Origin of the sequence: Pseudomonas syringae group sp. 26L6, from assembly GCF_032587815.1 — a bacterium.
Taxonomy (GTDB): Bacteria; Pseudomonadota; Gammaproteobacteria; order Pseudomonadales; family Pseudomonadaceae; genus Aquipseudomonas; species Aquipseudomonas amygdali.
In genome coordinates, this window is the sequence record NZ_JAWHPJ010000018.1 from 509282 (window position 1) to 531543 (window position 22262).

The 22262-nt window shown below is 54.8% G+C and carries 22 protein-coding genes and 2 pseudogenes; 19 read left to right on the plus strand and 5 right to left on the minus strand.

Annotated elements, in window-relative coordinates; translation table 11 throughout:
* Positions 1-83 precede the first annotated feature (83 nt).
* The 17 genes and pseudogenes from RYA97_RS09855 to RYA97_RS09935 all read left to right on the plus strand — a co-directional run bounded on the left by RYA97_RS09855 (position 84) and on the right by RYA97_RS09935 (position 15507).
* Positions 84-758: a hypothetical protein gene (locus tag RYA97_RS09855; protein ID WP_042930298.1), complete on the plus strand. Its 675-nt coding sequence runs from the start codon at positions 84-86 to the stop codon at positions 756-758.
* Positions 759-955: 197 nt separating this feature from the next.
* Positions 956-3064: pseudogene (locus RYA97_RS09860) on the plus strand (DUF637 domain-containing protein); the annotation flags it as partial.
* Positions 3065-3196: 132 nt separating this feature from the next.
* The gene (locus RYA97_RS09865; RefSeq protein ID WP_232829547.1) at positions 3197-3931 is read left to right on the plus strand and encodes an HNH/endonuclease VII fold putative polymorphic toxin; all 735 of its coding nucleotides are present in this window, start codon (positions 3197-3199) and stop codon (positions 3929-3931) included.
* Positions 3921-4556 (plus strand): hypothetical protein, encoded by a 636-nt coding sequence (locus tag RYA97_RS09870; RefSeq protein ID WP_232829546.1) that lies wholly within the window; start codon positions 3921-3923, stop codon positions 4554-4556. Before RYA97_RS09865 ends, RYA97_RS09870 begins: the two co-directional genes overlap by 11 nt.
* Positions 4557-4828: 272 nt before the next feature.
* On the plus strand, positions 4829-5044 hold the full coding sequence (locus RYA97_RS09875) for a hypothetical protein (RefSeq protein WP_232829545.1): 216 nt from the start codon (positions 4829-4831) through the stop codon (positions 5042-5044).
* 506 nt (positions 5045-5550) lie between these two features.
* The gene (locus RYA97_RS09880) at positions 5551-6006 is read left to right on the plus strand and encodes a hypothetical protein (RefSeq protein ID WP_117139401.1); all 456 of its coding nucleotides are present in this window, start codon (positions 5551-5553) and stop codon (positions 6004-6006) included.
* Between the two features lie 259 nt (positions 6007-6265).
* Positions 6266-6445: pseudogene (locus RYA97_RS09885) on the plus strand (transposase); the annotation flags it as partial.
* A gap of 7 nt (positions 6446-6452) precedes the next feature.
* Positions 6453-7157, plus strand: a complete 705-nt coding sequence (locus RYA97_RS09890; protein WP_117139400.1) for a DUF5625 family protein — start codon at positions 6453-6455, stop codon at positions 7155-7157.
* 536 nt (positions 7158-7693) lie between these two features.
* Entirely contained in the window at positions 7694-8605 is a 912-nt protein-coding gene (locus RYA97_RS09895) for a LysR family transcriptional regulator (RefSeq protein WP_005746904.1), read from the plus strand.
* Between the two features lie 277 nt (positions 8606-8882).
* Positions 8883-9911, plus strand: coding sequence for a nucleoid-structuring protein H-NS (locus RYA97_RS09900; RefSeq protein WP_005780178.1), 1029 nt, complete (start codon positions 8883-8885; stop codon positions 9909-9911).
* Entirely contained in the window at positions 9908-11098 is a 1191-nt protein-coding gene (locus RYA97_RS09905) for an isocitrate/isopropylmalate dehydrogenase family protein (protein WP_057404939.1), read from the plus strand. The genes RYA97_RS09900 and RYA97_RS09905 overlap by 4 nt, the downstream gene beginning before the upstream one ends.
* Complete coding sequence (locus RYA97_RS09910) at positions 11082-11795, plus strand: RraA family protein (protein WP_005746901.1); 714 nt, start codon at positions 11082-11084, stop codon at positions 11793-11795. Before RYA97_RS09905 ends, RYA97_RS09910 begins: the two co-directional genes overlap by 17 nt.
* A 77-nt stretch (positions 11796-11872) precedes the next feature.
* Positions 11873-12355, plus strand: a complete 483-nt coding sequence (locus RYA97_RS09915) for a flavin reductase family protein (RefSeq protein ID WP_016981910.1) — start codon at positions 11873-11875, stop codon at positions 12353-12355.
* Positions 12356-12395: 40 nt separating this feature from the next.
* The gene (locus RYA97_RS09920; RefSeq protein WP_005746899.1) at positions 12396-12758 is read left to right on the plus strand and encodes an antibiotic biosynthesis monooxygenase; all 363 of its coding nucleotides are present in this window, start codon (positions 12396-12398) and stop codon (positions 12756-12758) included.
* 77 nt (positions 12759-12835) lie between these two features.
* Positions 12836-13807 carry an NAD(P)H-dependent flavin oxidoreductase gene (locus tag RYA97_RS09925; RefSeq protein ID WP_016981912.1) on the plus strand — a complete coding sequence of 324 codons (972 nt, stop codon included), beginning with the start codon at positions 12836-12838 and terminating at the stop codon, positions 13805-13807.
* Positions 13808-13879: 72 nt separating this feature from the next.
* Positions 13880-14653 carry a hypothetical protein gene (locus RYA97_RS09930; protein WP_117139399.1) on the plus strand — a complete coding sequence of 258 codons (774 nt, stop codon included), beginning with the start codon at positions 13880-13882 and terminating at the stop codon, positions 14651-14653.
* Positions 14650-15507: a DUF6282 family protein gene (locus tag RYA97_RS09935; protein ID WP_117139398.1), complete on the plus strand. Its 858-nt coding sequence runs from the start codon at positions 14650-14652 to the stop codon at positions 15505-15507. The genes RYA97_RS09930 and RYA97_RS09935 overlap by 4 nt, the downstream gene beginning before the upstream one ends.
* Positions 15508-15556: 49 nt before the next feature.
* On the opposite strand, the gene RYA97_RS09940 is transcribed toward RYA97_RS09935, so the two are convergent.
* The 3 genes from RYA97_RS09940 to RYA97_RS09950 form a co-directional block, all read right to left on the minus strand.
* On the minus strand, positions 15557-16735 hold the full coding sequence (locus RYA97_RS09940; protein ID WP_005780190.1) for an LLM class flavin-dependent oxidoreductase: 1179 nt from the start codon (positions 16733-16735) through the stop codon (positions 15557-15559).
* Between the two features lie 81 nt (positions 16736-16816).
* Positions 16817-17779, minus strand: a complete 963-nt coding sequence (locus RYA97_RS09945; RefSeq protein ID WP_005746894.1) for an LLM class oxidoreductase — start codon at positions 17777-17779, stop codon at positions 16817-16819.
* A gap of 11 nt (positions 17780-17790) precedes the next feature.
* Positions 17791-19356: an MFS transporter gene (locus RYA97_RS09950; protein ID WP_016982605.1), complete on the minus strand. Its 1566-nt coding sequence runs from the start codon at positions 19354-19356 to the stop codon at positions 17791-17793.
* Positions 19357-19514: 158 nt separating this feature from the next.
* On the opposite strand from RYA97_RS09950, the gene RYA97_RS09955 reads away from it, so the two are divergent.
* Together RYA97_RS09955 and RYA97_RS09960 are read left to right on the plus strand one after the other, a co-directional pair.
* Positions 19515-20411, plus strand: coding sequence for a LysR family transcriptional regulator (locus RYA97_RS09955; protein ID WP_005780196.1), 897 nt, complete (start codon positions 19515-19517; stop codon positions 20409-20411).
* A gap of 42 nt (positions 20412-20453) precedes the next feature.
* Positions 20454-21098, plus strand: a complete 645-nt coding sequence (locus RYA97_RS09960) for a glutathione S-transferase N-terminal domain-containing protein (protein WP_005780198.1) — start codon at positions 20454-20456, stop codon at positions 21096-21098.
* A 76-nt stretch (positions 21099-21174) separates the two neighbouring features.
* Here the strand turns inward: RYA97_RS09960 and RYA97_RS09965 are convergent, their stop codons facing one another.
* Positions 21175-21786, minus strand: coding sequence for a type II secretion system protein J (locus RYA97_RS09965; RefSeq protein WP_117139397.1), 612 nt, complete (start codon positions 21784-21786; stop codon positions 21175-21177).
* Positions 21783-22244 carry a type II secretion system minor pseudopilin GspH gene (gene gspH, locus RYA97_RS09970; protein WP_005746889.1) on the minus strand — a complete coding sequence of 154 codons (462 nt, stop codon included), beginning with the start codon at positions 22242-22244 and terminating at the stop codon, positions 21783-21785. The genes RYA97_RS09965 and gspH overlap by 4 nt, the downstream gene beginning before the upstream one ends.
* Between the last annotated feature and the right edge of the window lie 18 nt (positions 22245-22262).

Below are 22262 nucleotides of genomic sequence, written 5' to 3' on the forward strand. Positions count from 1 at the left end.
TACTTGCCACTGCAACGGTAAACCCTCGATGGCTTTCCGAATTGGCACACTGGATGCGTTACTACCAAGTAGGCATTTGGCAGTTGTTTTTTTGGGCGGGGCAGTTTGACGTTTTAGCTAAAGCCGTAGGTAATGACAGACGCCAACAAAACTACAGCATCCAAACCGCAGCCAACATGATGGCCGCCATGGCGATTCTGGGCTGGAAGGAAGCTGTCATCCACCAAGGCTATTTGACCCATGCGGCGCTCAACCGTGGTCATCAACTGGTCATCGAGTACGAAGAGCAACACCGCCGCGCCCAAGCCTTTATGCTGCGTGTGTTTGCCGATTGGGTGGGCGATGTCTCACATCAATGGCCTGCTTATGCTTACGACGAACCCATCTACGAAGCCTTGTTGGCCAAGTGGCGCACTCCCAGCCCCGACGACCTGATGCCCTGTCTGTTGGCCGCGTGTGACCGCCACACTTGGCAAACCGGCAAAGAGAGCCAGAAGAACTCTTACGACTTCAATCAGGACTGGCACTTGGAGCGCGTGCCGGTGGAAATTCTCTATATCCTGCGCCTGCGCCAGTGGGAAGGTTTAGCCAATCCGCAGAAGATTGATCATCCGCTGCTGGCCGCGCCCTTTGACCAATTGCCGCCCGAGCATCCAGTGCCTGAGTTGGATGAGTTGATGCAAGGTGTGCTAAAGCGCGCAAGGGAAGATTGGCCACAGTACGATGAAGTGCTGTCTTTGCCAGCATTGAAGAGTTGAATAGGTGCAAAAGGCATTGATAAATTTTTTGAAACCGGTCGCACGCCAAAAGCAAGTAAGTTAAAGGAGTACGCGGAGGCTCAAGGCTGGAAGCCTTTTCAGACCGATGGTGGCCCCCTCAAATACGTTGACGAGAATGGCATTCCTCGTGTGATGGCGGTTGCAGGAACCGAGTGCAACACGGTCGTTGAGTTTGCCCGACCGGCGCATTGATTGCGGGTAACGACGTCTCTCTGATTGCCGGCCAGAACCTCGACAACGTCGGTACCTTGCACGCCGCCAACAACCTCTCGGCAGTCGCAGGCAACAACCTGATCAACGCCGGCCTGATAGAAGCCGGCAACCGGCTCGATCTGCTCGCGGGTAATGATCTGATCAACACCGCTGGCGGCATCATCAAAGGTCGCGATGTTTCACTGACCGCGATCAACGGCGACGTGATCAACGAACGCAGCATCACCTCGATTGACAACAGCGCGCGCGGTCAGCGCCACAACGAGTTCGCCGACAGTGCCGCGCGCATCGAAGCCGCCAATGACATGAGCATCTCGGCAGGCCGCGACGTCATCAACAAAGGCAGCGTGCTGGAAAGCGGTCGTGACATGAGCATCCAGGCCGGACGCGACGTCACCATCGCCCCGACCGAAGTCACCAACAGCCTGTTCTCGGACAGCAAACACAACAGCAGCGACATCACCCAACTGGGCTCAACCGCCAGTTCAGGACGCGACCTGACCGTTCAGGCCGGACGCGACATCTCCATCATCGCCAGCCAGATCGACGCCAAACGCGACATCGCCATGGCCGCGACCGAAAACCTCACCATCAGCTCTGCGGCGGACGAAGAACACTCCCTGTCCAAAAGCAAAAAACTGACCCGTCAGGAAGACCACGTCAGCCAGGTTGCCGCCGATCTTGAAGCGGGAGGCAGCGTTGCCTTGCAGGCTGGCCAGAACCTCGCCGTGATTTCTAGCCGTATTACGGCCGGTAAAGAGGCGTATCTGGTAGCCGGTGAGAATCTGGATATTTTGGCTGCGCAGGACAGTGATTATTCGCTGTATGACAAAAAGAAGAAGGGGAGTTTTGGGGCGAAAAACTTCAAGCGCGATGAAGTGACCGACACGCGTAATATCAGCAGTGAAATCACTACAGGCGGTAACCTGACGCTGGCAAGTGGCGGCGACCAGCGTTATCAGGTTGCCAAACTGAACAGTGGCAATGACCTGTTGATCAACAGTGGCGGCGCAATCGATTTCGAGGGCGTGAAAGACCTCCACGACGAAAGCCACACCAAGAACAAAAGCAGTGCAGCGTGGTTCTCGACAAAAGGCAAAGGGGCAACCGACGAGACCTTTCGCCAGAGCGAACTGGTGGCCAAAGGCGAAGTTGCCATTCAGGCCGTCAACGGTCTGCGCATTGATGTGAAACAGGTCAATCAGCAAAGCGTAAGCCAGAGCATCGACGCAATGGTCAAGGCTGATCCGCAACTGGCCTGGATCAAGGATGCCGAGAAACGAGGTGACATCAACTGGCGTCAGGTCAAGGAAATCCACGAAAGCTTCAAGTACGACAACTCGGGCCTTGGGCCTGCTGCGCAGATTGTTGTCGCCATCCTGATGGCGGCGGTGATGGGCCCAGCAGGCTTTGGTTTAAGCGCTGGTATTGGCGGCGCTGTAGCAACCAGCGTTGCGACGACGGCGGTGACGAGCACGATCAACAACAAGGGTGATCTTGGCGCTGTTTTCAAAGACGTGACGTCTTCCAACGCCATCAAGGGATACGCCATGGCGGGCGTAATGGCAGGTTTCGTACCGACCATCAACCCGAAAAATCTGGGCTTGGACCTTGCGAGTGTTCAGACCGTTGCGACTAAGGTGATCACCGAATCTGTGATCAAGACCGCGATCATGGGCGGGAGTTTCAAGGATAACCTTGGCTCTTCCATCGTCAGTACGGGAATTGCTACGGGTGGCGCCATTGCCGCAGGCAAGATAGGTGATTTCACTCTGTTCGATGAGGGCAAACTCACCAAAGTCGGCATGCATGCCGTGCTTGGCGGGTTGATGTCCGAGGCAATGGGCGGCGATTTCCGAACGGGTGCCTTGGCCGCTGGCGCGAATGAAATGGTTGTCGATTATCTGGCGGAGAGGCTTCTGCCAAAAGGCGTTGACAGAGATTCTCAAGCCTATCAGGCAGGTGTCAGCAAGCTGATGACTGCCTCGCAGTTGATCGGTGCTCTGACTGCTGCCGCAACGGGCGGGGACGCATCGGCAGCAGCGGCGGTGACGGCTAATAGTACGCAATAGAACAATCTTGACCACCCTTCGGCCCAGCGGTTGCTCGATGAGCTGCAAGGCTGTCGGGCTTCGCAAGGTTGCTCAGAGCAGAACATCCGCTCAATCATTGCTGACTACGAGAAGCTATCGAGCGAACGCTCAATGGCCATCAATGCTTGCACAAGCCGATCCTGCGTCGAGGACATTCAGAGAAGCGCGGTCTCGCTCACAGAGCCTGTCGCCAAAGACTTGCTTAACTTCTTGAAGCACAGCGTTTCTTACGATATGGCTGGTTTGCTTACAGGCAATCCCGGGGCGGTTGCTGTTCCGTCACAAGGCGTGGATGGTTGGGGCGCGCTATTCGTTTCTGATAAGCAGATGGCTTACGCCAAAAACGTGAAGGAAGGATGGCTGACACCTGAGGAAACGGCCGGGCTTGATCAGTGGGTCAAAGACACGAGCTGGCTCGATGCTCAGAAGGGGAGATCAATAACAGATGTAAAAGAGCGTGCTACTCTGCTTACCGACCTGATGGCTGCTGGTGGGATAGCACTTCTTGGTCGAACTCCTGCGACCGTGGGTACAGTCGCTGTAAAAGGCACAGTTCCAGAAAATATGAGTCCCATTGGTGCTGCGCGAAGTGGTGCATTTAACGAAGCTAAGCGTCGATCAGGTATCCCGACAAGTCAGCAGCCTAGCAGTGTGCTACCCAACGTAGACAAGCGAGGTAATCCTCAGCCGGGAAAAATTTATGAATTTGAGGTGCCTGCGTCGGGTGGCGGCACTCGAACGGTAAGAATTCGCGACGATGAGGGAGGGCATGATTTCGGTGTAGGAAATCCACAAAATCGAGGCTCTCACTTTAATGATGAATCGGGGAACCATTATGACTACTGATGTCAGAGTCGCTAGTACGGTTAATGTTTTAAAGGAAAATGAAATAATCTATATCCCGTGCGCAGCCATCGCGGAGGGGGCGGTATTGTCGGCTGCAAGTTTTTCGATTTCACTAGAGGCACAAAAGCCACTAGGTCTTGTTCTAAGGTTTATCTATAAGTTGGTAGCCGAAAGATTTTCTCAGTATGATTTTTGGTTGTTCTTAGGTAATTCGGCAACACAGCCAGATACACGAGTGGTACGTCATAAGAAATTATGGGGGGCGTTGAGGTCGAGAGGGTTTGAGATACCTGATAGTAATGACGCGATTGAGACTATGGTTGAAGTTGGTGGAGGCGTGAAGTTTTTTGGCGTTATGTGTTTTTACGAGTCATCCATAGAAATAGTTGCGGATTTGATTGTGCATGAACGCTGTTCATACATTGCTGCATTGCCGAAAAGTTTTGATTTTCGGCGTGCTCTCGATATGAGATGGACTGGGGAGATATCTAAAGACTTTGATTGGCTCCGTTGTGTAAGTAAGGCAGGAGGTATTGTTTTTAAACGTGCCGGTGAGTTTGATGATACCGAGAGAGGATTTGTGGCGATCGCGCTACCGGAGGTTATTAAAGAACTATTGATCTAAATTGTTCGTTTTAAGCTGCGGATGAACGCACCATGTTCAGGGGGCAAACACTTACTGTGCCTCTGCCTGATACACGGCATTTGGACGCGCACATGCCAGGAGGTTTTAGATATAATCCGGGCGGTTCAGAGGCTGCTCTCCCGGCATACCCGTCGAAAAAAGGAGCTGAATAATGCATTCAGAACCGCTAGAGCATGAAAAGCAACAGTTAACTTTCTACGTGGCTCAGGATTTGGATCAGCACATTAGATCTAAGGTGCAGCAGTTTGTGAATGAGGTCGCCGCCTCAAGAATATGGAGCATTGCCCCCGCCAAACTTTATTTATCCAATAGATGAAGGGAGCGCAGAAGTAGTGGGTAGAATATTAGAGCTTTATTCAGCACTGCAGCAAAATACACTCTCTATTAATATGGGCTCGAAAAATCTAGATGAGGTGGAAGAACTAATTCGTGCCGTAAAAAACTACCTGAAAAAATATTTCCTTTGATTTTCAGTTAGTTACTACTTTTGTGAGCACCATTGATGATGGTGTTATTGATCGAGTCTTGCTGGAGGAGCTGCTTGTCCCGTGGCGAAATCATATCAAAGGCAAAAGTTGAGTTGGTCCAAAAGGCGTTCCCTCTACTGCTGAGTCAGGAGCGAGCAGCGCGGCCGAGAGGCGATTGGAACGACGCATGAAGGTACTGCGTTGTCTAAAATACCTAGCGGACTAAAAGAGCTTGGCTTTGAAGGGGGGCAGAGTATATGTCAGCTTTAAATGTCGACATTATTACCGATTCTATCCAGAGTGGCGCTTCAGTTGTAGCAAGTGTTAGGGCCGGTGCTGGTGCACATGCGATTGTTGTTGAGTCCGTTCAAAGTGGTCGGGCATTCATTAAAGACCCTTGGCCAGTTGGGGTGGGATCGTCTTACTCGGTGCCAATAGATAGCTTGAAATCAGTGTTGACTGGTAGTGGCGTGGTGATTCGACCATAAGATATTGTGAGGTTGAGAATGAAGTGTGATGCATTTGTATTGGGTCAGCATAAAGGTGCCGAATTTGGACCTTTGCGTATATTTGATAAGAATTTTGTGTGTATGCCCGGGAAAAAATACTCTGGTTATCTGGGGTTGAATGTAGAAAGAGTGAAGATGGTTTCAATAGTTACTGAGTTGAAGCGTAAAGGGATTGAGGTCTTCAGCTCTCCTGTCAGATACAGAGATGTGAGTAATATTGAATTTGAAAAAGCTGCTGCTTTTGCCGTTGACTATGCAAGAGCTAAAGGTTTTGATGTCGTATTCGATTCTTCTCGGGCGGAGAAGTCACCGCCAGTATTTTGGGTTTTTAGTATTGTTGGTGGAGATGAGGGGAAGGTTGGTGGGGTAGTTATGATTGACAGGCTGGATGGTCATGTGTGGGGTGAGTTGGAGTATATTGAATACATGTATGATTATAATAATGTTTTGTAGTTTTCAAAGGCGAGAAATAGAGGGTGGGTCAGAACGGCTTGCTTGAATTTTTCGGATGTTGGATGTCCATTTTTTCTAGGTTTTGTACGAAAAGTCGGTTGGGTAGAATTGCCGCCATGATTGATTGAGAACTTTCTGCCAAAGCCCACTGGCGATATGGAAACGTGGTCATTACAACCTAAGTTTGCTACTCAAAAGTATATAGATGCGCCTGAGAGCTATTTGCGTGATATGGATTCCGAATTCAAAATACTCGAAACTTAACGCGCCGAGCTCGACCAAAAACAAGGAAGGCAAGCGCGATCCTGATATGCATCAGACGAAGAAAGGAAATCAATATTTCTTCGATATGAAAGCGCATATCGGCGTCGATGCCGAGTCGGGTTTAGCCCATAGCCTAGGGGGAACTGCGGCGAATGTAGCTGACGTGACTCAAGTCGGCTAATGTGGACATCAAGCTGCCGCTGGACATGGCGGTGACGGCGGAAGCTAAGACCGGGAAGCAGCGGGTGATTGAGTATTTCCTGCGTACGTTACAGCGGCATGCGCAGGAGAATTTGAGAGAGCGGTTGTGGAAAAACTTTGGTGGGAGGGTGATTTTTCACGTATATAGATGTGTTGCTTTTTACTATATTAGGAGCTGTTCATATATGTCTTTTTTTAACGGTTTCTTTACGCTGTTGTTATGTTTTCTTTTTGCAGGGTGTTCAGAAAAGGTGTTGATAGTCAAACCTATTGATGTTTCTTTGCCGAGTAAGTCTGCGGTCGCACAATTCAGGGTTGGCGAACGTGGTGGCTATAGGATCGCTCTTTTATTCGTCTGGAGCAAAAATAAATCTGAAGCGGCTCGACAAGGGAAAGTGTGGGGCGGAGATATGCATAACGGGAAAGGTGTTGCTATTCCTGTTCATTTGCGAATTCTGAAAAATGGGAACTTTTTTTTTGATGAGGTCGTCATAACTGAAGGTGTTAATTCCGGGCAGGCTTTTGAATATGAGGGTGATTATAAGTCTACACAGGTCAGAGATATAAAACACTTTGCTTTTTTGCCGGGCGAGTACACTGTTGAGGTGCTGACCCTTGAGCGGATTGATGCGTTTAGTGGTATCGAAAGTTATGTCGAGTTTTCTTATTATAATCGAAAAATTTAAGCTGGATTTCGCGGCGTTAGTGGGAGGGGTTTAAGGGGGGAGACGTATAACGTACGTATATGGATAAGGAGGTGGAGCGTCGATGAAGCATTTGAAAGTGTTTTTTATGAACGTGGGTGATGTATTGCTGAGAAGTATGAATCTATTGGGGTAGTGATTGAGTTCAACCTGAGAAGGTTGCCGTTCTACTCATTATGAACTGAAAGGTAACTGTAATAGTGTTTCTAGATAGTTATATCCTGTATGTAGCTAACAAGTAAAAATGCTCTATGCTTAGCAATAACCTCTCTTTTTAATCTTGCTGCTTCTTTCCAAACCAATCTCCCCATTCCGGACACCCCCGTCCCAAATCATCCGACCCCCTCTCTGCAATACCCACCCGCCAATAATCTAAACTACCCAGCGGCACCCGCTCGCTCTTCGGGCCTGAGGAAGTTATCAGCATTATCCTTATCGTTCTGCACGTCTGCCACTACTCATCGTCGATACGTAATGAAGACTTTTATTCGCGCGAACCGTATAAGGACATGACTTGAATGACAATGACTCCATTGGATGGATCAGTTTCCCTTGACGTTAATAACCTGTTCAGAAAACCGAAAGTCTGTTTTGACTGGGAGGACTTGCATTACTTCGTGATGTTTTCCGCCATTCGTTCCTTGAGCGGCGCTGCCAGGGTGCTGGGTGTGGAGCACGCTACTGTTTCGCGGCGTATCGCTTCGCTGGAAAAATCCCTGAATGTAAAGCTTGTCGACCGTCGCAAGCGGTTGTACGAGTTGACTGATGAAGGGCGGCGTCTGGCGGCTATCGGGCGGCAGATCGAGGCGCAGACCCAGGCCATTGGCCGTCTCGCTGTTGCCGCGCAGGTAGCGCAGGGTGTGGAAGTGACCATCAGCGCGCCGCCCTCGGTGGCGGTCGAGAAGTTGGTGCCGCAACTGGGGGCGTTTCGTGCCATGCACCCCGGCATTGTGCTGCGCTTGCTGGGGGATCATCAGTATTCGTCGTTATCCAGTTGCCAGTCTGACTTGTGCATACGGTTTTCCAGACCGGTTGAAAGTGGCATCGTCGCACGACGTATCGGCACCGCCTCATTTTCATTTTATTGCGCACGTTTTTATCTGGAGGAGCGGCACCCGGAGCACTATGAGTTTATTGCCTACGACAATGAACTGATGAGCGACAGTCAGAACGGTTGGCTCAGAAATATTGTCGGTGAACGCCCCTTCGTGCTGGAAGCCAAAACAGTAGAACTGCAAATTCGTGCCGCGGAAACCGGTGTGGGCATTGCCTTGCTTCCAAGTTTTGCGGTAGAGGCTAACTCTCGTCTGTGCCGGGTAGAGCTGTCGGCACCGCTGGAGGTTGATGTCTGGCTGGGCGTGCATGAAGACTTGCGCGCGGTGGCTTCCATTCAGGCCGCGATGAATTATGTAGAAAGCTGTTATCGCTAGTCGGGCCAGTGCCAGAAGTCGTTATTTCGGCAGACACATAAGGTGGCGGTGAAAAAATTCCCATCCCCTGATCAAATATCGACAATTTACAATGCGGTCGATTTTGACGAGGATCAATGTCGAGTTAAGAAGTTAATGATTCGAAACTCCGAGACGTTCAGGTGTCGGCTCGGCAATGTTTGCAGGTGCGGCGCTGTTGGATAACGACAAGAATAGAGGCAGTGGCAAGATCATCTCAAGCACCCTGTTTACAACCTAAGGACAGCCGGAGATTCTCATGGCCGACATAAAGATTCTCGACGTTACATTGCGTGACGGTGGTTATCGAAACAACTTCAACTTCACGGAAGACCAGGCTCGAGCTATTACTTCAGGCCTGGCGGATGCAGGCGTCGACCTCTGTGAAATTGGTTACTGCAAGGGATCATTTGCGCCGAAGGGCGAGCACGGGCTGACCAGTGATGTAGGCGCACGCTTTATTGAGAACATTGCGCAGGCCGCCGCTGGACGTATTGAGCTGGCGGTTATGGTTCACCCGAAAAACATCACGGTAGATGACTTCGCCATGCTCAAGGAGCAGGGTGTTTCGATGATTCGTGTCTGTCTGCGCCGCGATCAACTGGATGAAGGGCTGGCGACCTTGTCACTGGCCCGGGATCACGGCTTCAGTGTCAGCGCCAATGTAACGCATGTGACATCGCAGACGCCGGGAGCCGTGCTCGATACTGCCGCTCGGGCAGAGGGTGCCGGTGCGGACATCATCTGTTGCGCGGATTCCAACGGTCATATGCTGCCAGCCGATGTGCATCGGCTGTTCAGTCGCCTCGCAAGCCGGTTGCTGGTGCCACTGGGGTTTCACGCCCATAACAATCTGTCGCTGGCGCTGGCGAATGCATCGGCGGCTATCGAGGCCGGTGCTGAATACATCGACACGTCCATCTGCGGCATGGGTAAAGGGGCCGGGAATCTTCACTTGAGCATGCTGGTGGCTTATCTGGAGCGTATAGGCGTCAGCCACGGTTTTGACTTGGTCAAGGTGATCGAATTGTCCGCTGTCACAGCCAACTCGATACCGCATAACAATATGCCCAGCCCGCTGATGGATATCATTCTGGGCACTTACAACTTCCCCTACGATGTCAGTCAGCGGGTGGCAGACACCCTTGAACGGTTTCAACTGACCTCCGAGTACCGAGCGATCGAGGTCATGCATCAACAGGACAAAGTGGCGCGCCTTGCTCCGCGAGCGGCGTTGTCGAATATCTTCAGTGACCTGTCGCAAAGCGTAAAAGGAGTTGCGCTATGACCGCCCAAATATCCCGCAAGCGTATATGCATTCTGCCCGGCGACGGTATCGGCATTGAGGTCATGGAAGCGGCGCTTCCGGTGATTGCAGCGTTGCACCTGCCGTTTGATCTGATACCGGCGGATATCGGCTGGGAATGCTGGAAGCGCGAGGGTGAAACGGTTCCTGCCCAGACCTGGGAAGTCATGGCCAGCTGTGACGCAACGTTGCTGGGGGCAATAACCAGCAAGCCGCTGGCAGAGGCGGAAGCAGAGCTGCCCCTGGCACTTCAGGGCCAGAACCGCCGCTACGTCAGCCCGGTCATTCAGCTCAGGCAGAACCTGGACCTTTACGCCAATGTACGCCCGGTTACCGACATGACCGGTGAAGACAGATTTCGCTTTGTCGTGATCAGAGAAAACACCGAAGGTCTTTATGCGGGGCTGGACTTCGGGCATGTCCCGGATGCGCTGGTGCCCTTGCTTGAAGAGCGCGAAGCACTTGGTGCGCCGTGGCAGCGGGAAGGGCAGGAGGATGCGACCGTCACGTTGCGCCTGCAGACGCGCAGTGGTTTGACTCGTATTTTTGAATACGCATTCGATTACGCGCGCAAGAACACCTTCACCCGGGTCACGTTTGTCGACAAGCCGATGGTGCTGCGACACAGCAGTGCGTTTGCACGGGGTATCTTCGAAGAAATCGCACAGCGTTATCCGGACATAACCGGTGTTATCGAAAATGTCGATGCGGTTGCCTTGTGGATGGTGCAACGGCCCGAACGCTTCGGGGTGATTGTTGCCGAGAACATGTTCGGCGACATCCTTTCCGATCTGGGCGCTGGCGTAATGGGTGGCCTGGGTTTTGCGCCCAGCGGCAACTTTGGCAATTCAGGTGCTTACTTCGAACCTGTACATGGCAGTGCGCCTGCTCATGCAGGGTTGAACAAGGCCAACCCCAGCGCGATGTTCATGGCCATTGCACTGATGCTGGAACATCTGGGATACCCGGCCCAGGCGGCATGTATCACTCACGCCGTCAGCCTGGTTTCACAATCTGGCGTTCGCAGTTACGACCTTGGCGGTTCCCACACCACTGACCAGGTGGGCGAAGCGATTGTCCAGCAGTGCATTGAGTTGCAGGCCAGCTCTGTCGGCTACCGCACCGAACAGGCCTCAGTTCAGGGAGAACGTTATGTCAGTGCACTTTGAAACGGTGGCAATTACGCAAACCGTGCTGGACGCATGTGAACATCTGGATACCGCTTCGCTGTCTGATGCACTGGACAGTCTCGGGATCAATGGAGGGCTGCCGGGTATTGTTTCGCAAGTGCCGGGCACTCGTTGTGTCGGTGTTGCGTTTACCGTGCAGTACGAAGCTGTCGATACGCCAACGGCATTCAAAGGGGCTGCCAACTACATCGATCATGTGCCTTGCGGCGCGGTGATTGTTTCCTCCAACGCCGGGCGTCATGACTGCACGGTATGGGGCGATATCATGACCCACTTCGCCTTGGCCAACGGCATCAAAGGCACTGTTATCGATGGCGTGGCACGTGATATCGATACCGTTATCAGGTGCAACTATCCGTTGTTCAGTCGTGGCCGTTTCATGCAGTCAGCCAAGAACCGCGCACAACTCAAAGCGGTACAAGTGCCTGTGGTCATTGATGGGGTTACTGTCCGGCCCGGTGATCTTCTGGTCTGTGATGGCAGTGGTTGCGTGGTTATTCCACAGCAACTGGCCGCCGAGGTTGTACGCCGTGCTCAGGCGGTCGAGCAGACTGAGCGCAGCATTATCGAGGCCATATCCACGGGCTCGACACTGGAGAATGCCCGCAGCACCTATCGTTACGACCAGCCCTGGCTGACGGACGCTGAAAAAGTCAGCGTGGGAGAACGGCCATGAATCAGGCTTCCCGATTGGCAGCACGCGCAAATGTGCCTGAACCTCAAACTCGACTCAGCGCACCTGAGTCTCCCGACATGAATGTCGCTGCATTCAAGAAAGCCATGCGCCGCCTGACGTCGACCGTCACCCTTGTGGCGACCGAACATGAAGGCACGCCTTACGGTATGGCAGCCACTGCCGTCAGTTCGGTATGCAGTGACCCGCCGTCCATTCTGGTGTGCATCAATCACAGCGCCAGTGTTTACCTGCCTTTGCTTGAGCGGGGAAAGTTCTCGGTCAATCTGTTGCAAACCGGGCAGGCCGAACTGGTCAGCGTGTTTGGCGGAGCAGTCAACGGGCCTGCGCGGTTTGAAAGCGGAGACTGGCAGCAGGACCAGGGGGTGCCTTATCTGCGTACCGCCCAGGCGACGCTTTTCTGTTCGGTGGCCCAACGAATGACCTGCGGCACTCACGAGATCATTATCGGGCTGGTCGAGAAAACGGCAGTGGCCGAGGTGATTTCACCGCTGCTCTGGCAAGACGGTAAACCGGCGGCTTCAACACCGCTTCTGGCTTGACTACGTGTTCTTATACTTCTTTTTATAAATGGAACTGATTATGAAAATGGAATTGTTCGATGCTCACTCCGTCACCGATGACAAGGCGGTGTATCTAATCAATGTTGTACAGGTCAATGAAGGTGCTCAGAATCTGGCTATCGAGATTCTCGAAGAAACGGTCAGTTATGTCGCACGTACTTACAGTGCGTTCAAATGGAGCCGATTGATGAAGAGCACGGACGGCAAGACCGTCATCAATCAGGCGCAATGGAGTGATCGCAGTCAGTTCGAGTCGCTGTTTACCGACAAAGAGTTTCTGTCGCGATACTCGCGGTTAAAGGAAACCGGTACCTGGGAATATCACCTCTATAACGTGGCCGAGTACATCACCCCTGAAATTGCATTAAAAAAAGCGGGTTGATCCATTAGCTGCAGACGAAGGCTGCTTAGACGTCGCCTTCGTCTGACATTCACTCGGATTTTCACAGGTATCAGGCGATGGCCACGATCAATACAGCACTGACTTCTCTTCTTGGAATTGAACATCCTCTGATTCTGGCACCGATGGGTGGGGCGTCCGGAGGGCGTCTGGCGGCTGCAGTTTCCCGGGCCGGTGGTCTGGGTTTGGTGGGTGCCAGTTACGGCGATCCGCAATGGATGGCGCGTGAACTTGAGATGATGCACGACGTGCAGCAACCATGGGGTGTGGGCCTGGTCATGTTTACCGTGGCGAAGCAGTTCGAATTGCTTCAGCTGGCTCTCGAGTACCGCCCGGCAGTGGTTGCGTTGTCGTTTGGTGATGTACGTCCTTTCGTCCGGCCCATTCAACAGGCCAACGCCAAAGTCATCGTTCAGGTGCATGACGTCGACCAGGCGCTAGAAGCGCTGGACGCCGGTGCCGATGCGCTGATCGTGCAAGGCGCCGAGGCGGGTGGTCACAGTTTGCGCCGAGCTTCATTGCCGCTGTTTCCGGCAGTTCGCGACGCGGTGGGTGACGATGTTGTGCTTATCGGTGCCGGCGGGATTGCCGATGGCCGTGGCATGGCTGCTGCGCTTGCGCTCGGCATGGATGGCGTGATGATGGGGACGCGCTTTCTGGCTTCGCAGGAAGCACTGCCTTCCGAACGGGTAAAACAGCGCCTGGTGCAGGCTGTCGCGAGCGATACGGTGCGAACCCGGATCTTCGATGAGGTGCGCGGCATCGACTGGCCGCAGGGCTACAGCGGACGAGTGATCGCCAATAAATTTTCCGACAGTTGGGTAGGTGAGGAGCAGGCGTTTGCTGCATCAGCCGATCAATTGCGTCTTGAGTATGAAGCAGCACTGGCGGCCGATGATGTGAGTATCAGGGCGATCTGGGCCGGCGAGGTGGCGGACCTGATCAAGGAGGTGCTGCCCGCACAGCTCATTATCGAGTCAACCCTGCGCGGCTATGCCACCAGTGTTGAACGTCTGCGCACGACCCGCTGACCCGTCAGGATGGATCAACGACCGGACCCGCTCGAAACAGCGGGTCTTGTCATTTTTGCAGGAGCAAAAGCCATGAGTCATTGCATCACCTGCCAGACCTTCGGTGTCGGGCAATCAAGCGTATTCATTCTTTCACCGGTGATGCCGGTCTGGGACGCGGGTGGCTTCGCCAAACCGCTGATCGAGCATTTCACTGCGGCGGGTTATCAGGTCAGGGTTTTTGATTCCCTGTCCCTGCCGGTCAAGGCGGGCGAAGACTTTGACGGGTTTACCCAGCGCTGGGTCAGCGCGCTAGAGCCCTGGGGTGTGCCGGATCTACTCGTCGGCGTGGCCTTGGGTGGTGCGTTGGTACAGGCGTTGGCAGGCACTTCATTACTGCGGTCGACGCCTGCGTTGTTGCTGCTTTCTTCTCCCGCCAAAGCCGATGCGCTGCTGGATTCCAGGCTGGGACGTATGGCGGATCTGGCAGAACAAGGGCATGTCGAGCAAGCCAAACGCCTGCTGGACGATCTGGTGTTGCCTGAAGGCCAGAAACACGAGCACCCGCCCGTCAGCGAGAATGACGCAACGCTACCAACCCAGGGACAGCGTCTGACCCTGGGATTCCGGCTACTGAGCGGTCTGGATATCAGTGAGTGCCTGCTCGATTACAAAGGGCGTGTGCTGAGTGTGTTTGGCGGAAAGTCGCAACTGGTGGGGGCGGGTCATGTGCTGCGTACCAAAGGCCACAAGCAACGCTCACTGTGTGTGCCGGATGGCGGGATGCGCCCGCTGGCGGATGATCTGGACCGGGTGCTGGAGAGCATCGATACATTTCTGATCGCCAGAGCGGAGTGTGTGCAATGAGTCGGATCGAGGGGCCAGGCTTCATTGATGTGCATTATCACGCCAATCCTGACGCGTTCATTCGCCGTCATGGCGCGATAGAGGCGGGCCGGCGCTACGCTGCTGTGCAGGGACGGGTCGTATTGAAAAATCACTTGGGGTGCACGGCTGCCCAGGCATGGGAAGCACGCAATCAGGGGTTTCCGGTCAGCGGTTCTGTGGTTCTGAACGAGATCGCTGGCGGCATCGACTACCGTGTAGTCGAGCGCAGTCTCTGTTTGCGCGGCGATGAACCGGGACGTTTCATTGTTCACTTGCCAACCGTCACAGGCAGAACGCATACCAGCACGCTGGCCCGTAACCTGAGCCATCCGCTGTTGCGCGAAAAGCCCATCAAGCCTGCCAGAGTGACAGCGCAGAACGGACGCCTTACGCCGCAGACGCTGGATATTCTCAAAATGGCCCGTGACTATCCGCTGGTCATCTCGACAGGGCATGCCGACGCCGATGAAGTCAGGATGCTGATCGAGGAAGCACTGCGCATCGGTGTGCCAAGGCTGATGCTCAATCAGCCCGCCAACCCGTTGACCGGTCTGAAAGCAGCCGAGCTTGAGGTGATTGGCAGTGAGCCATCGGTCTACATCGAACAGACGGCGCTGACCTACTTGTTGGGCTATCAGGACCGACAGGATTTCACTAAGGTATTGAGTCATGTTCCCAATGTGGTCTACAGCTCCGACCTTGGGCAGACCAGTCAGGTCGATGTGCACGAGTGGCTGTCGATGAGCGGGCAGTGGTTCGACGCGTTCGGTTTGAGTTGCGAGCGTCGTGCCGAGATGACGCTTTTGAATCCACAACGCATGCTGGCCATTTAAATCGTTCGGGTAAAGCTCCCTGGCTAACTACGCCAGGGAGTCCTCATCATCAGGCTACTTCGGCAGCTACTTTCGGAGTGATTGCCTCGACAGTGATTGCTTCGCGCAGGCCCGCCTGTTCCATCAATGGCAATGTTTCTCTGACGAAATCCTTTATGCCTTCGTGGTAATCAAGCCATGTCAGTGCAATGCCATCGATCCCCCAGTCAGAATATTTCTTGAACAGTTCCACGATCTGTTCCGGAGTGCCTACCAACGGCACGCCTGCAAACCCTGCCTTGAAATGAAAGCGAAAACGGACCGCATCTTCCGGAGTGAAAATACCGGTCTGAATGCCCAGCTCGCCGGTGATGATATCGCAGCCCTCATCGTCACCCAGCTGGTTGGCGTAATAATCCAGGTAGGCGTCCGCTTGTTCTTGCGTGTCCTTCTGCACCACGTAGCCGTAACACCATATCTTTATATCGCGGTCGAACTCCTGCTTCGCCAGGTCTTTATAGGATGCAATCTGCTGACGCACGGCGTCTTCACCGTCCAGGTGTTTGACGATCAGGAAAGCGGCATCACAGTGTTTGGCGCAAAACCGTTTGCCGCGCGGTGAACCGCCGGCATTGATCAGATAGGGGGTGTTGAGGGGGTGCGGCTGCGAGATAGCGTCGCAGATGTTGAAATATTCTCCTTTGAAGTCGAACGGTGTTTGCTGCTCCCAGGCATTTTTTGCGATGTGCAGCCACTCTTCCGCGTAGTCGTAGCGTTTGTCGTGTTCCATCATCTGGCCGTTGAACATGCGCATTTCCGCGCCGTACCAGCCGCACAGAATATTCAGCCCGAAGCGCCCGCTGCTGATGTGATCGATGGTCACCGCCTGCTTGGCTGCAAACAGCGGATGAACCGTGGGCAGGTGCGATGTGGTGAACACGGCAATCTGGTGGGTCAGGGCGGCAATACCGGCAGCCCAGGTGTAGGTTTCGAAACAGACACCGCCGGTGTTGTTGGTGCCGCCAAAACCTTTCCAGCGGCCTACCGGTATGAAGGCTTCAAACCCCGCATCGTCGGCCACCCGGGCGATTTCCAGATTACCTGCCCAATCGTCTCCGCGAAGGCGTTCCGGCGCATTGGTAACGGTGCAGCCGCCCTCGGTGTTAGTGGAGAAAACACCCAGCTGTATCTTGTTGCGGCTGCTGCGCATCGGGTTAGGTTTTATCGGATAAGCTTTTTCAGTGCGCATGATGACCTCCCAGGTCGGTTTTATGTCGTTCTTCCCTGCTAGATCCTTTGCCGACAGTGGCCGTGCAGGCGAAATACTCGCTCAGGCATGCTCACTGCGTCGGGTCGGGAAATACGGCAGCACATACTCTTCCAGCTCCTGTAACACTTCCGTGGCCGGACGTCTCAGTGGTTTCAGGTTCAGCGCAACATGCGAAACGCCCTGTTCCCGTTGACGCTGCCATAGCTCGATGAGGGCGTTGCGCCCTGTACTGATGCCACGGCCGACTTTCATGGGCGCGTCCTTGTTGTCCTCCAGATCAAAGAACGTCGCATAACCGTAGGGCTTGAATCGTTTTTGCTCGTTGGCATCGCGCCAGTGATTGATCACGTCGGGCAGGGTGTTGAAGCCACTCTGATGCCATATCCAGGCGTCCATATGGTTGGCCAGCCATTTGATGTCCTGCTGACAGCGACCGATGGCGAGCATCGGCAACCGCCCGAAAAAAGGTTTTGGCAGTAGGTCCAGCGTGCCATTGAGTTTCCCGTAGTGGCGCGACGTGAAGGCCGGAAAAGAGTGCTCGGTTACGGCGTGCAGCATCTCGACCCCCTCTCTGAAGCGCTCTGCGCGTGTGTCGAAATTCTCGCCGAATGCAGGGTATTCGCCGGGCCGATCACCCGTCGACAACCCCAGCAGGAAGCGTCCCTCCAGCAACACATCAAGGCTGCAGGCCTGTTTGGCGACCATCAGCGGGTTGCGCAGCGTCAGTACGATACCGGCTGTACCGATGCAGATTTGCGTGGTCACCGCAGCAAGCAGTGCTGCATACACGAAAGGGTCGAATATCTGGCCAGCGTCACCAAAGCCTGGGTCGAGAAGCGGTACATCCCTCAGCCAGAGTGCTGCAAAACCGGCTTTGTCGGCCTGTTTTGCGAGGGCAATGTGATTTTTCATGGTCGGCGCTGCAGCGTCGGGATAGCCTTCCAGCGGCGCAATCAGGCCGAAGGTGAGATGGCCCGGTGCGAACACCTTTGCAAAGGCAGGATGCCGCTGTGTTCCGGTCATCTCATGTGGGCTCACTTGGCTTCTCCCGCCAGGTCAAGCGTGTCGGATGGCTCGAGTGGCGGTTCGTCATGAGCGCGCACGCGACCTAGCAGGGCAAAGACTGCCACTGCCGTCAGCACGGTGGCGGCGCTGAGAATGAACAGCAGATTGCGGAACGCGGTGGCGTACTGTTGGTGCAGCAGTTCTGCCTGACCGGGCAGTAGGCTGATCGCATTCTGCAGATCGCCCAATGCGGCGCGGTTGGCAGCGTTTGTCACCACATCAGGCGCGACACCCGTCAGGGCATCGAACAGGCCCCACTGAATGAACGTGGCCAGCAGTGCGCCTGCGATCGCAATGGCTATGCCGTCGGCAGAAACGCGCACGGCATTGAAGATGCCGGTAGCCATACCGGCGCGTTCCTTTTCAACCACACTGATCGCCATGCCATCCATCAATCCCCAGGGCAGACCGATGCCGATGCCGATCAAGGCCATCGGCAGCAAGGCGGTTTTGATTGCTCCGCTGTCCAGCGCCAGCGCGAGCCACAGCAGGCCGACAGCCACCAGCAGCAGACCGATACCGGACAGCAGCCCGGAGGTAAAGCGACGTGCCAGTTGTGCGGCAAGCATCGGTACGATCAGCAGGGGCGCGGCCAGTGCGGTCATCATCTGTCCGGTTTCCAGCGCGCTGAGTCCGTCGATACCAATGAAGCGTGCTGGCAACATGATGATCAGCACGACAAAGAAAAATGCCGGACTGGCCGCAAGAATCTGCACGCCGACAAAGCGCGCGCTCTTGAACAGCGACAGATCAAGCATGGGTCTGGCCACGCGCCGTTCCACTGCAATGAATATCCAGAACAGCAACAGTGAACCGATAATGCCGCCCATGACCAGTGGATGGGTCCAGCCGTCTTCAGGGGCGAGCAGGATTGCGTAGGTGAACAGGGTCAGTGCCGCGGTAAAGCTGATCGCTCCTGGCCAGTCCATGCCGGTGGCATTGGGGTCTCTGGATTCTGTAGCGCTGAAAAGCACCAGAAAGAATCCCGCAACCCCAATAAGAGCCGTTGCGTGGAATGACCATTTCCAGCCAGCCGAGTCGACCAGCGAGCCCGCCGCGAGAGGGCCGAAGGCCAGGCCTATCCCGAACGTGGTGCCCAGCAGGCTGAACACTCGGGTGCGGTCCGCTCCATGGAAGGTCTGGGCCAGCGATGACATTGCGCCAGCGAACGCTGCTGCACCGCCCAGCCCCTGAATCAGGCGAAGTACATCAATCTGCACGACGGATGAGGCCATCGGAATGGCAAAGGTGGACAGCACGAATATCGCCAGTCCGATCAGCCATACGCGTTTTCTGCCGTAGATATCCGTCAGGCTTCCAGCGGCCATCATGGCGCTGCCGTAAGTCAGGATGTAAGCGTTGATGACCCACGTGAGCTCGACGGCTGATCCGCCCAGCGCCTTGTTTATCGAGGGCAGAACCACGGCAGGGCCAGTGAAGCACAACGGAATCAGGATGCCTGTCAGGCAGGCGGCAAACAATTGTCCCCAGCGTCTGGTAGCAGACGATGCTTGAACCTGGCTTGCTGAAGTCATGTGCAATTTCCCTGTGAAGCGTGCGCAGTTTTCGGTGCATTGCACGCGTTTATCCAAGGGCAGTTGCCCTGTCGGGAGATTAGGGGTTGCGTCTGCAAACAAAAACAGGCTTATGTTCCGAAGGTATAGGACAGGGCTGTCCTTAATAGGAGTGGGTATTGGAATCGCTCGGTAGCATTGCGGTGTTTGTTCTGGTCGCGGAAACACGGAGTTTTACCCAGGCTGGAAAGCGCCTGGGTATTTCATCGTCGGGGGTAGGCAAGAGTATCGGCCGTCTGGAAGAGGGCCTGGGTGTCAGGCTTTTTCATCGCAGTACGCGCAGTATTGCCATGACCCTGGAGGGCTCGATATTTCTGGAGCGCTGTCGCCGTATTCTGTCGGAGCTTGAAACGGCAGAAATGGAGTTGAGCAATGCCAGGGATCTGCCCAGAGGCAGATTGCGCATCAGCCTGCCCTTGGTCAGCGGCCTGGTCATGCCGGTTATCATCGAGTTCATGCGCACCTATCCCGATATCGAACTGGACATCGATTTTTCCGACCGCATGGTCGATATCATCGAGGAAGGCTTTGATATCGTCCTGCGCACGGGAGACCCCGGCGACTCGGGCCTGATGTCAAGGCGGATGGGGGGCTTTCAGTTGAAAATCGTCGGCGCTCCGGACTATTTTTCCCGGCGCGGGACACCTCAACATCCAGCAGACTTGAGTCGACACGCCTGTCTGTTGCACAAGTTTCCCTCTTCGGGCAAATTTGAACACTGGCCGCTACGTCGCGAGGCCGGTGCCGATGATCTCGATTTGCCCCAGGTGATGGTGTGCAACACGACGGAAATTCTTGTTGATGTTGCGCGGGCGGGGTTGGGAATTGCCTGCCTGCCAGACTTCATGATTTCATCGGCCATTCGCAGTGGCGAGTTGGTGCCAATACTGACCGACTACACGGTGCATACCGGAAGTTTCAGGTTGCTCTGGCCATCGAGCAAGCACCTTTCCCTGCGCCTGCGGGTATTCATTGATTTTATGCACGCCCATTTGTTTGCTCCTGCGTCTGTGTGACTGCGCGGACCGAGCATGTAGCACCTGACAAGGAGCATTGGCATGTACACGCTTTTTGGCACAGAGGGTTCGGGGTCCGCAGCCATCGAGATAGCGCTTTGGCGCTGCTCGGTTTCTTTTACCTTGTTCAGGGCCTGCGCGTGGGAGGAGGGGCCAGGCAAGGAAGCATTGCGGCGGGTCAATCCATTGCTGCAGGTGCCCACGCTGGTCCTGGCTGATGGCACGGTGCTCACCGAAAGCGCTGCAATTCTGATTCATCTGGGACTGGAGCATCCCGAATCCGGGTTGCTGCCCAGCAAGCCTGCCCTGCGCGCTCAAGCCCTTCGCGCGCTGGTCTACATCGCCGCCAACTGCTACGCCCCGATCGGGATTATCGATTACCCGCAGCGCTGGCTGTCGGGCTGCGACGAAACGCAGGCTACGCTACTCGAAACCGGCACCCGTGCGCGGTTGCATGAAAACTGGGAGACATTTGCGGATCTGTTCGCTAATGCAGGCTTCTGGCGTTGTGATGATCCCGGTGCAGTTGAGATTCTGGCTTGCATCGTGACCAGATGGGGCGGTGCGCGCGAGCATCTGCATACCACCCGGCCTGATTTTCATGAGCTGCTGTTACAGGTCGACGCCCAGCCGGTGGTCAGCGCAGTGATAAGGCGTCATTGGGGCTTGAGACGTCTTGAGGCGTAGAAGCAGGCCCTTTTGAAGACGTGACGCCAGAATGGACTCAAACCATCGTCCCTCAGTCGCCTGTAAGCAATGCTCGCTAATTCAGCGGCCCCAGCACCTTTCGATAGCGCTCGTCGCCATTACGGGTATGTAGCGTGAGCACAATTTCCAGCCCGTCGGGATTGTCTTCCTTGTGGCTGTCGAGCGGTTGCCAGCCTCCGACAGTTCTCCAGGCCCTTATTTTTGCCTCGACGACATGGTCGAGCACCGCTATTCCTTCATCGGGAGCGAGTAGGGGGTAGAGATTGCTGCTGTCTGCGGCCGCGCGATACAACGTGTTGTCCTTTAGCCACCAGCGGATTCGCTGTAGTCCTTCCCCGGCCGTGGCCGCACTGCGGATGACGTCGAGTCGCATACCGTTCCTTTCCGCGCTGCGAATACTGATGGGTATCAACGTTTTTGCCTGCGGATCCGGTTCTTCGCCAGGCAGCGGTTTTTGCAGCTCGACGCTGGCACGCATGGCCACGTCGCGCTCCAACTGGTTCAGCGCTCGCAGTACCGACTCGGTATGCCCGGTCCTTTCGCGTAACTGGATATCGGTGCGAGTGATGCTCTCCAACCCACGCCAGGCAATCAGGCTGACGATGATCATCAGCAGGATAGCCACCATCACTTCCAGTAATGTGAAGCCGTTTTGCCTTGCATTCATGGAGGGCTGACCACCTGCAGTTGACCCAGCGCGCTACGCTGCAGGCTCAAGGATCGTTCACCGTCAGAGAGCTGGATGCGCAGCGGTGCGACGATCCATTCGGGACCTGACACCACTCGCTGCGCCGGGTCTACGCTGATGCGTATGGAGGGTGTTTCCCAGGCTCTGAAACGCAGCTGCGGGTCGTTCATGAAGCGGTCGTAGCCCAGGCCTTGCTCGGCACGTCGTGCGAAACCAAAGCCTTTGTCATCGACCAGCAAGGTGATTGGCCGACCGTCGACTCTGGCCTCGACCTGTGCAATGTGCAGCATGTGTGCGAGGCGTTCAGCATCCTTGCGCAGCAAAGCGGCAGGATCGGGTTTGATACTCATGCTCACCGTTGCGCTGACAATGCCAATGATGACCAGAACCACCATCAACTCGATCAGGGTAAAACCCCGTTGTGTGTCCATACTCATGATCGGTGGCTCCCTGAT